The sequence below is a fragment of the Kribbella pratensis genome (assembly GCF_004366075.1).
Taxonomy (GTDB): domain Bacteria; phylum Actinomycetota; class Actinomycetes; order Propionibacteriales; family Kribbellaceae; genus Kribbella; species Kribbella pratensis.
In genome coordinates, this window is record NZ_SODU01000002.1 from 364426 (window position 1) to 376934 (window position 12509).

The following is a 12509-nucleotide window of genomic DNA, read 5'->3' on the forward strand; positions in this document are numbered from 1 at the left end:
GCGGGGTTGTCGTGGTGTGGGGCGGTGCTGGCGGTGGGCTGGTCGGGGGTGGAGTTGTCGGCGCGGTGGCGGCGGCTATCCATGGTTGCCGGTGGCCTCGTCGAGAACTCGTACGGCGTGGGCGTACTTCTGGCGCAAGCGGTCTTGGGTAGCCGGATCTAGTTGGCTCTGGCGGGACGGGCTGCTGTTGTGTTCGATGTCGGCTCGCTTGACGAGGACGGCATCGGGGGTTCGGGTGAGGCGCGTCAGATACGTGTCGTGGGATTCGCCGGGCCGACGGGTGAGGGCGTCGACCATCTCCACGACGGGATCGGGCACGCCGAGGTCGCGGAGTTGGGCAAGCGTGCAGGCGGTGTCTTCCACGGTGTCGTGAAGGAGCGCCGCCATCTGCTGGTCTGTACGGGCGCCGTTCGCCCGCGCAATCGCCGCAGCGCCACGGACATGGTCGACGTACGGTTGCCCGCTCTTGTCGACCTGCTCCCGGTGAAGGGCCGCCGCGAGTTTGTCGGCAGTCTCGATGCTGTCGACCGGACCCGCGAGGTACGAGTATGCGTCCGCCCAACGCTTGAACAGCTGATCCAGCCGGTCATCCACAGACGCCAACGGAACGAATCGCTCGACGGTCTCCGCATAGTACGAGCGCTGCTTCGCGACCCGCGGATGCGTATGTAGGCGCTGCACGTTGCTGTACCGATCCGACAGCTTCAACAGCAACACCTTCCGAGGCGCCCGCGCGAGCTTCGCCAGGTATGCCGTCCGCACCTCGTCCTTCGACTCCCCCGCCCGGACCTCCGGAATCGTGACCGCGTCCACCAACCCCGCCGTACGCACCCCGAACCGCGCCACCAGATCGGCTCCCGTGCCCGCCGTGTCTTCCACAACGTCGTGCAGCAGCCCCGCCCTGAGCAGATCGACGTCCTTGACGTCGAGTCCGCTTGCCAGCACGTGCAGCACTTGAAGCAGATGCTGCCAGTAGGGTTCGCCGGCCGGTCTGGTCTGGCCTTCGTGCCAGCCGACCGCAGCATCGAACGCTACGGCTAATTCGTCAGCGGTCTGATCGGAGAGGAGCGCTCGCAGGTCGATCCCCGCAGCGCTCCAGTCGTCCCAACCCGGGAACATGCGCAGGTCAGCCATGGAGCACACGGTCTCGGTATCCGTCCCACCCGGGAAGATCGAGCGGAACTGGCTCATCGGCCGTGTCCGCGTCAGTCATGCCATCTGCTCCTTGTCTCGTCCTGGTCGAGGGCCGCTCCGCCGGGCCGCGGCGTAGTTCACGCATCCGGGGCGGCGGCGCTGAAGGGGGTGTCTGCGGTGGTGGCCAGGTCAAAGATGTAGTGGTGCCACGCGTCGGGGATGTGAAGACGGCCGGCAGCGGCGATAAGGCGGGACGTGCGATCTGACGCACCGGAGAGTTGGTCGATCGCGGTGGCCAGATGGCCATCGCCCCAGAGGAGCTCGGCGGCGGGCAGTCGGCTGCCGGCTCGAACGGCGTACCTCAACAGCTGCTCGTCGATGGTGGCGCCGTCCAGATCCAGACCGCGGGCGCGCCAGGAGGAGGTCATCGGATGCGGCCGGTCTCGACGACCCTGCCAGTGGTGCAGGGCCAGCGGTACGTCGGTGAAACGGTAGCGGCCGGCCTGCCAGTGGGTTTCCGCGGAGACTGGACATGCGGGCGCGCCCCCGGACAATGCGCGCGTGACTGTGCCCGCCAGGTGCTCTGCCAACGTGTCCGACGCGTAGTCCGCGCGGATCAGGTGCGATCGAGCCGTGACCGCCCGGGTGACCGCTTCGGCGACAACACATTCCCGGAGGCGAGCGGACGTGTTGTCCGGAATCGGCGGGCCAGCCAGCAGCACCGGCCTGGGTAGGCCCGCGACGTGCGCGACTGTTAGGAGCTCGACCCACACGGTCAGGTGCGGAGAGTCGGCAAGTAGCGCGGTGGCGTCGCCGATTGCGCGGATGCTGCAGGGAGCGTCTCGGCAGACGGCTCCACAGGTAGCGCTCCGACAGGCCGTGGTGGCAACGGTCGGTGGTAAAGCCAATCGTCTTTCGCGGGGTTCGCCGTGGGGGATTTGGAGGAGGATGGGGCGGTCCATGCCGTCGGTGAAGGTGGCGGCTTGGCCGGGTGGGAGGGAGACCACGGCTCGGGATTGGGGGGTGTCGAGGTTCATGGTGGCGCCGACGGTTTCGCGGTCGTCGGCGGCGGGGAGGCGGTGCAGGATCTTGAGGGCGGAGTTCTTGACGACGTCGGGGATGACCTTGCCGGGGATCTGCTCGGCGACGACGATGCCTTCGCCGTACGCCCGGATCTCGGCGAGCAGGCCGGCGAACATCTCGACCGCGTGACCGGCCGTTCCGCCAGAGTCGCCAGTGCTTGCCTTGAGCAACCGGTGGGCCTCTTCGACGACCGTGACGTGTCGCAGGCCGGAGGCCGGTCCGCGGCGGACGCGGAGGTGTTCGATCAGGCGGATCAGGACGACGCCCATGCAGAACGCCTTGTCCTGGTCGTCGCCGACGTCCTCGAGTTCGAGTACGACGTTCCGGCTGAGCAGGTCCGCGACGTCGAGCGGGTGGCCGCCGCCGAGGAACCGGCCGGGGGTCCCGAGCAGCAACGAGCTGAGGCGGACGTCGACGAAGCCGCGGACATCGGCGGCGAGTTCGGCGCCGTACCCGATGTCGTCGACCACCTGGCGTGCGCTGAGCTGCAGATCCGCGAGCGTCGGGTACTGCGGACCGCCGCGACTCAGTGTGAGGTCCCAGCCGTACGAGGTGTAGCACCGGGTCAGCGCCTGACTGAGGACCTGTGGAAATGGCTCGTTCGCCTCGAAGGCGGCCAGGAAAAGCGCGCGGACGAGGTCGAGGTGCGTCTGCAGCGGGAACCCGGCCTCCGGTTCCAGCGGATTCAGGCTCAGCGGTACGGCGTCCGGATCGCCGAGGCGGACGACCGCGACACTGGAGTCCGAACCCAGGCGTCCGGCCATCCCGGCGTACTCCGCCTTCGCGGGCTCGATCACCAGCCACGGTACGGCGGCCGCTGTCAGGCCCTCGAGCAGGTGGCGGATCGTTTGCGACTTGCCCGAACCGGTGGCGCCGGCAACGAACGCGTGCCGGTTCAACGTGTCCCGCGAAACCGTCATTGTCCCGACCGCGCGCCCCGACGCATCGATGACGTCGCCCAGCGGGATCCCGTCCGCCGGGGTCTCAGGCGTCAGGTCGAAACGCACCTGTTCGACCACGCGAACACCGGCGATCTCCCGCACCGGCGGCCGCGCGACGGCTGCAAGCAGCTCCCCTGTCGCCTCGAAAGCGCGACCCTCGGACTGAGTCGTCAAGCTGTACGGCGTGGCGTGCAGGTCAGCCGCCCCGGACAAGGTCTGCGCCACGAGCCTCGCACTGGCTTCATCCACTCCACCAGCGAGAATCTCCACCGACCACAAGCCACCCTGCGCCGCGGAGAAGTCCCGGTAGCGAGCGCGACTCCGCTCGAGCTCGAGCGCGTCCCGACCCGAGATCTTCTCCCGGTCCAGCCCGATCGTCATCCGCAGATGGAGGTCGTCGAGCAACTCGCCGCGCTCCTGCACACCAAGGGGCGAGGCCCGCACCAACCAGGCGAACGCCGGCAACGCCTCCGCTAGATCCTCTAGCGTCCCGGCCGGCTCGACCTCGGCCTCCGGAAGCGCAGTCAGTACGTCGTGCACGCCGTCCACACCCACCCAGCAAGGGAAATCGACCGCGTCCGCAGCGACTGCCCGCGCACCCACCGGGTAGGAAACGGCGCCGTCCACAGGCTCGATACCGACCCGAACCTCGATCGGCCCACCGGCCACCGCGCGAGTCCAGCAGCAGCTGAAGGAACGCCCCGCCGACGCCTGCAGCATCAGCGCAGGCAGCAACCCACGCCGAAGCGCCGTGAACCGTTGCGCCAGGTCCGTGTCCGGCCCCCCGGCCAACGGAACCGAGGTGACGCGCCACCGCGGAACACCTGCACCTGACGCAATCACGAAGCACCCAACCGCGGATCGCAATCGCCCAGCCGCGGACTCGCCGGATCGAGCGGGTCGACCATCACAAAAGCGGTCGGCGACAACCCCTGCAGCACCGTCGGCTCCACCGAGTACTCGTACGTGCGCTGATACCCGACCGACGTACTCTCCGTGGTCCCGCTCGACGCCGAGGTCGACGTCGACTCCGACCACGACGTACCGCCGGTCGTCGATGACGAGGACTGCTCGCCCGAGGTCTTGGACCCGGACCGATGCCGCCTGCTGAACAGCAGCCCGAACGTCGCCTGCCGGCTGTCCGACGTCTGTACGCCGACCGAATCGCTCGTCGACGAACTGTTGCCGCGCGTCGTGCTGTCCGACGTCGACGTGGACGTGTTCGTCCCGTGTGAATAGGTGAACTGACTCGCCACCAACCGGTGCTGCCGACCGATGAAGGTCGCGGCCTGCTCGGCCTCCTTCGCGTTCCCGAGGCGCATGAACAGTACGGCGTCCCCGCCGCCGAGGAGCTCCACCGCGCTGTCCCGCAGATGCGCGAACAGCAGCACGAGACGGATCCCGTTGCGTCGGCAGATGCTGTCGAACCGCTCGAGCTCCGGGCGGGCCACCGCATCAGCTCCGGCGATCACCACGATCCGCTCGCCCCGCCCCGACAGCTGGCCACGCTGGATCCGGACCATCGTGATCTGGAACAGCAGATGCCTGAGCAACGAGGCGGTCAGCTCCGGCTCGCGATGCGACAACTCGAACACCCGCAGCGAGACGTCGTCGTCCTCCCACCCGTCCATCGGCGCATCACCCGTGACCGCAGCCAGCCGCTGCACGCCCGCAGCCAGCCGGAACAGCCGAGCTTCCGCCGTACGCCGGGCAGCCTCGCTCAAGAGATCGGACAGCCTCGTGTACTCAGCCCGCGTCAACGAACCCCGCTGATCCGGCGTCAGCTGCCGCAGCAACACCTGGAACGCCAGGTGCAGTCTCGTGAAAGTGACCGGGGCGTCCGTCAGGCACTCGACGACCTGCTGCACCAGGGTCGCGTCGACACCCCGCGACTCGCTCTGCTCAGGCTCGGCCGCGCGCAAACCTTCTGCGACCACGACACCGATCTCATCAGCGCTCAAGCCGGTGAGGGGGTTCAGCGAGCGCGCCTCGTCCGGTACGACGGCCGACCGGATCGGCGCACCGTGATCCGAGGCCATGCGGTGCAGCGGCTCGATCACAGAGTCCTGCGTGAGGTCGAGAACCACGAGTCGCCCGCCGGCGCTCATCAGCGAGCTACCCATCGCGAGCAACGCCGCACGCCAGCCCGCGGCAGTCCCGCCGTACAGGTCGACGCGCTCCTTCGTCACCGGGCCGACCGGCACCCACGGGCGTACGGCGCTGACCTGCAGGGACTTGGTCTGCTCCCGGTCGCTCAGATCCTGTTGCCAGGCCTGTACGTCGCGCTCGAACCGGGCCATCGTGCTGACGCAGTGGGCCAACCACAGCTGATGCTCCTTGGCGGTAGCCCGTCGGAGCAGCTCCGGTCGTCCCCAGCACAACCAGCCGAGGCCGATCGCCACTACGGCAGGCACCAGCGCGATCAACGGGTCCACAACGACGCCGACCACACCGGTGGCTATAACGGCCGCGACCATCGTCCAGGTCAGGACGGGGCGCATCCGTACGGCGGCAGCACGCTTGGTCTCGAGCGCCGCAAGCTCCGTCGGCGGCGGTACGGCGGGAACGGGCGGGTCTTGCTGCTCGACGACCACGACCTCGCGCCCGCGGTACTCCCAGCCCCACTGCTCGGCCTCACGAGTCGCGACCATCGGCTCAGCCATGCGCCGCACCGTTCAGGCGGTCCAGGACCACACCACGCGCCAGATCCGCCAGGATCGCCTCGGCCTCCTGGACCGTTGCCGCTGCACGGCTGACCGTAGCGTCCCGTTCCGCATCGTCAGCTGTGGTGAACCGCCGACGACATCCGGCGCAGTGCGTCGCCGACAGGTCGGACCACGCTCCGCAGGACGAGCACCGTCGTGCCCGCAAGAGGCGCTCGGCTGTGGATAACCGTCGACGTTCCAGCAGTGCACGCTGCCAGCGCTCCTGCGCCTGCGGCAGGTACTCGACCAGTTGCCGGTCCGTGAAGCTCTTCCCGCCGCCGGCCAGCACCGCCGAGGTCAGCCTCGCTGCGGCATCCCGATGAACGCCGGTCGCCTTCCCCATCGGACCCACGGTCACCAGCAGCGGGAACCAGCCGAGCGTCTGCAGTCGCAGCGCGGCGTCGCCACGGTTCCAGCGCAGGGACATGGTGGACGTGTTGTCCGGATCCGCGGTCCAGCCGGCCGGGCGCAGCGCCACCTCGAACAGGGCTCGCTGCGGGGCGTCCAGCGCGGCATGGGGCAGGAGCAGGTGAGTGTGGTGCCGACGGACCAGCCCGGCACGTTCGACAGCCACTACGTCCTCCCGAGACCGTGCGGCCTCCCCAGCGGACCGCGCAAGGTAACTGTAGTTACCGCCTGTGCCTGTCGCAGCCCGATCGCGTTGCCACTTGTGGAAAACTCCGGCCCGATGCGGACCGAACGCGACGAGGTCTTGACCGCGCGTGATCGGCGGGAGACGATTCCGGCCGGGCGCGGGCTGACAACCTTGTCATCGGGGCCGCGTACCTACACCGGTGGACGGGGGCGTCCCGTCGCGCCGGCCGGATGTGCAAGGAGCGTCGATGAATCTCCGCCGCCCACTGGGGCTCGTCACGTCTCTCACGCTGGTTGTGACACTGTCTGTTGCCATGACGCCAGCGCATGCCGCGTCATCTGCTGCCTCGGAGCAGCCGGTGATCAGCGGTTCGTCGTACTTCACCTCGTTCGAGCCAGGCCAGCCACAGCCGGGGTACACCGACGCCGTCGAGACCGGCCCGGACGGGAAGCCACGCACCGACGGGGTGCGCGGCCCGACGCCGACCGGGATCGGCGGCAGCGAGATGGACAAGGTCACCAAGGTGACCGCGAACGGCGAGAACACCGGTGGCGGCGAGATCGCCACGAACGCCGCCGACGGTGACAAGTTCACCAAGTGGCTGGTGTTCCAGCCGACCGGCTGGCTGGTCTACCAGACCTCGGCCCCGGTGGTGATCAAGAAGTACGCGCTGACCTCGGCGAACGACGCGGACGGCCGCGACCCGCAGAACTGGACCGTCTCGGGTTCGAACGACGGCACCACGTGGACCACGCTGGACACCCAGACCGGTCAGAGCTTCGAGAACCGGTTCCAGACCAAGGAGTACAGCTTCGCCAACGACACGGCGTACATGTACTTCAAGCTGGACATCACGCTGAACCACGGTGAGAACATCGTCCAACTCGCCGACTGGTACCTGTCGAACGGCGCCCCGCTGCCGCCACCCGGCCCGGTCGCCGAGTCGCGCCTCGACTCCGGCCCGACCAGCGCCTACAACGCCCGCGCCCGCGTCGGCTTCACCGGCGTCAAGTCTTTCCGGTACGCCGGGCACCAGGACGCGGAGGGCCGTGGATACACGTGGAACAAGGTGTCCGACGTCGACCTGAAGGTGGGCAAGGACACCCGCCTCTCGTACAAGATCTTCCCCGAGCACGTCGAGGGCGATCTCAGCTACCCGAGCACGTACGCCGCGCTCGACCTGGCGTTCTCCGACGGCACCTATCTGAGCGACCTGAAGGCCAAGGACCACCACGGCTTCGAACTCAGCCCGCGCGGCCAGGGCGACTCCAAGGCGCTCTACACGAACCAGTGGAACAACATCGAGGCCGATCTCGGCAAGGTTGCCGCCGGCAAGACGATCACACGGATCCTGGTCGGGTACGACAAGCCGTCCGGACCGGCCGAGTTCCGCGGCTGGATCGACGACGTCCGGATCGCCGCGGCGATCAACCCGGACCGCGCGGCGCAGAAGACCGCGGCCAAGCACCCGTCGGACCTCGCACTGACCACCCGCGGCACGAACGCGACCGGCGGCTTCTCGCGGGGCAACAACTTCCCGGCCACCGCCGTACCGCACGGCTTCAACTTCTGGACGCCGGTGACGAACGCCGGGTCCACATCCTGGCTGTACGACTACGCCAAGGGCAACAACGAGGCGAACAAGCCGACCATGCAGGCCCTGTCGATCAGCCACGAGCCCAGCCCGTGGATGGGTGACCGGCAGACCTTCCAGGTGATGCCGTCGACCGCGGCGACCCCGACCGCGGATCGCAAGGCCCGCGCCTGGTCGTTCAGCCACGACAACGAGATCGCCCGTCCGTACTACTACGGCGTCACGTTCGACAACGGCAACGCGGCCGAGATCGCGCCGACCGACCACGCCGCGCTGCTGCGGTTCAGCTTCCCGGCCGGCAAGGCGTCGCTGATCTTCGACAACGTCAACAACAGCGGCGGCCTCACTCTCGACCCGGCGACCGGCGTGGTCACTGGGTACTCCGATATCAAGAGCGGACTGTCCACCGGCGCCGGCCGGTTGTTCGTGTACGGCGTCGTGGACCAGAAGGTTGTTGCTTCGGGCACACTGTCGAACGGGGGCGGGGCGAACGTCGGTGGATACTTCGGCTTCGATCCCACTGTCACCCAGGTGCAGCTGCGGATCGCGACCTCGCTGATCAGCACCGCACAGGCTCAGAAGAACCTCGGGCTGGAGCTCCCGGTGGGCTCGAAGTTCAGCAAGGTCAAGGACGCCGCGCAGGCCGCGTGGGACAAGAAGCTCAGCACGATCGAGGTCGAGGGCGCGACGGCCGACCAGCTGACCACGCTGTACTCGAACCTCTACCGGCTGTTCCTCTACCCGAACAACGGGTCCGAGAACACGGGATCCAAGGACAAGCCGGTCATCATGTACGCGTCGCCGACCTCGCCGAAGGTGGGCACCGACACCCCGACCACGACCGGCTCGAAAATCGTCGCCGGGCAGACGTACGTGAACAACGGATTCTGGGACACGTACCGCACGGTGTGGCCGGCGTACTCGCTGTTCGCGCAGGACGAGGCCGCGGATCTGGTCAACGGATTCGTGCAGCAGTACAAGGACGGCGGCTGGATCTCCCGCTGGTCCTCCCCCGGCTACGCGAACCTGATGGTCGGTACGTCGTCCGACGTCGCCTTCGCGGACGCGTACCTCAAGGGCATCAAGGGGATCGACGTCCAGCCGATGTACGACGCGGCGGTCAAGAACGCGTCCGTCGTACCGCCGTCGCAGAACGTCGGCCGCAAGGGCATGGACCTGTCCACGTTCAACGGCTACACGGCCAACACCACCGGTGAGGGCTTCAGCTGGTCGATGGACGGCTACATCAACGACTTCGGGATCGCGAACCTGTCGAAGGCGTTGTACGACAAGGCGAAGAAGAACGATCCGCGCAAGCAGGAGTACCTGGACAACTACAAGTACTTCCTGAACCGGGCCCGCAACTACGTCACGCTCTACGACCCGACGGTCGGCTTCTTCCAGGGCAAGGGCCCCGACGGTGTCTGGGGCAACTCCCCGAGCACCTTCGACCCGCGGGACTGGGGTCACGACTACACCGAGACGAACGCGTGGAACATGGCGTTCTCCACTCCGCAGGACGGGGCCGGCCTGGCCGCGATCTACGGCGGCAGGGACGGTCTGGCGAAGAAGCTCGACGAGTTCTTCAGTACGCCGGAAGACGCGCTGCACACCGGCGGGTACGGCGGCACGATCCACGAGATGCTCGAGGCGCGTGACGTCCGCATGGGGCAGTACGGCCACAGCAACCAGCCGTCGCACCACATCACCTACATGTACGACGTGGCGGGGCAGCCGTGGAAGACGCAGGCTCTCGTGCGTGAGGCGTTGTCGCGGTTGTACACCGGCTCGGAGATCGGGCAGGGGTACCCAGGTGACGAGGACAACGGCGAGATGTCGTCGTGGTACCTGTTCAGCTCTCTCGGCTTCTACCCGTTGCAGGTCGGTTCACCGTCGTACGCGATCGGCTCGCCGCTGTTCACCAAGGCGACGGTCCGACTGGCCGGCGGCAAGAAGCTGGTGATCAGCGCACCGCAGAACTCGTCGAAGAACGTCTACGTGAAGAGCGTTCGCGTCAACGGCAAGAACTGGACGTCGACAGCGTTGCCGCACGACCTGATCGCAGGAGGCGGCAAGATCGAGTTCGAGATGACCGACCAGCCGACCAAGTGGGGCAGCGGCCGCAACGACGCCCCGCCGTCGATCACCAAGCCGGGTGAGGACCCGACGACCTGGCGGGACTCGACCTCCGACACCGGCGCGGTGATCGGTGCGGGTGGCGCGGATGTCTCCGCTTTGATCGACAACGACTCGAAGACACAGGTCACGCTGACCGGCGCCCAGCCGACGGTCACGGTCGCCCTGCCACAGGGGCGTCCGGTCGGCATGTACACGCTGACAAGCGGTGCGACCGGCACAGCTCCGTCGGCGTGGACACTGGAGGGCTCGAACGACGGTACGACGTGGACGACAGTCGACCGCCGTACCGGGCAGAGCTGGGCGTGGACGTCGTACACGAGGTCCTTCAGCATCAGCTCGCCCAAGGCGTACACGCAGTACCGGCTGGTGCTCACGCCGGCGGCGGGGGCCGACGGCGTCACCCTGTCCGAGATCGAGCTGCTCGGCACGCTGAAGGGCGTCGAGACCGGTACCCACCCGAGCGACAAGCGCGTGGCCGAGACGAAGCCGAGCCCGACCCCGTCCCAGTCGATCGACCGCAACTACGGCTAGCACCTGAGCATGACGCGAGGGCGACGGCACCGGCCGTCGCCCTCGTGTGGTCCAGCCGGCGGAGCCTGCCCCTGAGAGGTTCCGCCGGCAGTACTTACTGCAAGTAAGGAGGGGTGGCGGTCCCCGCCCGGACTGCCACCCCTTCACCCCTATCGACGCTCGAACCCTCCCGAGGGTTGCCTCACCCCAGAACTGTCCACATGCCGGACAATGACAGGAACCAGACCAGGTTCACGACCAGCACTCCGGCTGTCGCTGCGACCGCGAAGACCCACCCGAGCCCGGCCCGCAGAGCCAGCACGGGCAGCGCCAGCGTCGTCGCCACGCCCCCGAGTTGAACGGCGAACAGCGCGCCACCGCTCTCCACGGCGCAACTCACCCCGGTCGGCGGGCACAGCGGCGCACCGACCTGACGCATCAGCGCGTACGCGACACCTGCCACCACGCCGACGAAGACCGCCTGCAGGGCGACCCTGCCGATTGTCCGGGCTTCCATGGGACCACGGTAGGTACGGGACGGGTCCAGCGCCTGAGCAGAACTACTCAGCCCGACCAGCGGCCGGTGAAGAAGGCGGCGGCCCAGATGGCGGCCAGGGGTATCGCCACAGCCAGGTAGAGGCGGCCGATCCACGGTCTGCGTCTGGCGAGGACCGCGAGGCCGATCCACAGCGGCCACATCAGCAGGGTGGCCCGGGTGAGTGAGTAGATCCAGAACGACGTACAGAACGCACCGATCGTGGCGGCGACCCAGGCCGCCTCGCCCCAGGACCGGCGCCAGAACAGCCAGGCGAGCAGGATCAGCCCGACGAACAGCGTGACCAGCTCGGCCCGGAACATCCAGGTCCAGTCGCTGCGGTCAGCCGGGAAGTGGCCCTTGCTCGCGGCCTCGAAAGTGTGCACGAGCGAGATCCAGGGCCAGGTGAACTCCCGCGCCCAGCCCTTCTCCTGCGCGTCCTGCCAGGCGAACCAGGAGCCGTGAATCTGCTTCAGGTACGCCATGAAACCGAGCACCGGTACGGCGGGCAGCGCCAGCCACGGCAGCGACAACCAGTCACGCTTCTTCGAGGTGACGAACTCGACGAGCAGCGCGAAGATCAGGAAGATCCCGGACACCCGCACCGTGGACGCCAGCGCGACGAAGACGGCGGCGCGGGCCCAGCGTCCCTGCCGCGCGGCCAGCCAGGCGGGGAACGCGAAGGCGCAGAACAGCGCCTCGGTGTACCCGGCGGCGAGGAACACTCCGACCGGGGCGCCGTACCAGATCATGGCGGCGTTCGGGCCGATGCCCTTCAGCTCCGGGAACTCGTACTGCGCCAGGCGCGCGAGGTACACGCCCGCCACGGCGCTGGCGACTGCCGACACCACGATGCCGGCGGCAACGTAGCCGATGCCGGTGTAGCTGACCAACCGGACCAGCAACGGGAAGCCCGGGAAGAAGGCAGCCAGCGGCGCACCGGACGGCTCACCGTGGTTGTAGCCGAACTCGGCGACCGCCTTCAGGTGCCAGACGTCCCACTGCAGCCAGGCCTTCCACACGTTCGGGTAGTCGCCGCCCCGGTTGAACAGGAGCGGCGCGGAGACCGACAGTACGAACAGCGCCACCCGGGTGACGAGCCACCACCCGAGCACCTCCCGAGTCAGCGGCGTCGGCATCCACCGCTGCCAGCCAACCCTGTCGACCCGGGCTCGCCGGGCACGCCCCGGCTTGGGCTCGCCGGCAACCGAGCGCTCAAACACGCCCCCACCGCCAGCCACCACAGTCCACCCGAGTCACGCCCCCATCGTCC

7 protein-coding genes are annotated in these 12509 nt (G+C 68.2%); 1 reads left to right on the forward strand and 6 read right to left on the reverse strand.

Going from position 1 to position 12509, the window contains the following annotated elements; genetic code table 11:
• Window positions 1-75: 75 nt before the first annotated feature.
• From EV137_RS41045 to EV137_RS16785, 4 genes are all read right to left on the reverse strand, one after another.
• Window positions 76-1134: an HD domain-containing protein gene (locus EV137_RS41045; protein ID WP_202871021.1), complete on the reverse strand. Its 1059-nt coding sequence runs from the start codon at window positions 1132-1134 to the stop codon at window positions 76-78.
• A gap of 137 nt (window positions 1135-1271) precedes the next feature.
• Window positions 1272-3827, reverse strand: coding sequence for an ATP-binding protein (locus EV137_RS16775; protein WP_238175373.1), 2556 nt, complete (start codon window positions 3825-3827; stop codon window positions 1272-1274).
• Between the two features lie 170 nt (window positions 3828-3997).
• Window positions 3998-5821 (reverse strand): hypothetical protein, encoded by a 1824-nt coding sequence (locus tag EV137_RS16780; RefSeq protein ID WP_134129923.1) that lies wholly within the window; start codon window positions 5819-5821, stop codon window positions 3998-4000.
• Window positions 5814-6437 (reverse strand): hypothetical protein, encoded by a 624-nt coding sequence (locus EV137_RS16785; RefSeq protein WP_134129924.1) that lies wholly within the window; start codon window positions 6435-6437, stop codon window positions 5814-5816. Before EV137_RS16785 ends, EV137_RS16780 begins: the two co-directional genes overlap by 8 nt.
• 334 nt (window positions 6438-6771) lie before the next feature.
• Between EV137_RS16785 and EV137_RS16790 the strand changes: the two genes are divergently transcribed.
• Window positions 6772-10722 (forward strand): GH92 family glycosyl hydrolase, encoded by a 3951-nt coding sequence (locus EV137_RS16790; protein ID WP_238175374.1) that lies wholly within the window; start codon window positions 6772-6774, stop codon window positions 10720-10722.
• Window positions 10723-10903: 181 nt separating this feature from the next.
• On the opposite strand, the gene EV137_RS16795 is transcribed toward EV137_RS16790, so the two are convergent.
• Together EV137_RS16795 and EV137_RS16800 are read right to left on the reverse strand one after the other, a co-directional pair.
• A complete protein-coding gene (locus EV137_RS16795) occupies window positions 10904-11218 on the reverse strand; it encodes a hypothetical protein (RefSeq protein WP_134129926.1) in 315 nt (104 codons plus the stop codon).
• 47 nt (window positions 11219-11265) lie between these two features.
• The gene (locus tag EV137_RS16800) at window positions 11266-12459 is read right to left on the reverse strand and encodes a mannosyltransferase family protein (RefSeq protein ID WP_238175375.1); all 1194 of its coding nucleotides are present in this window, start codon (window positions 12457-12459) and stop codon (window positions 11266-11268) included.
• Window positions 12460-12509: the final 50 nt, after the last annotated feature.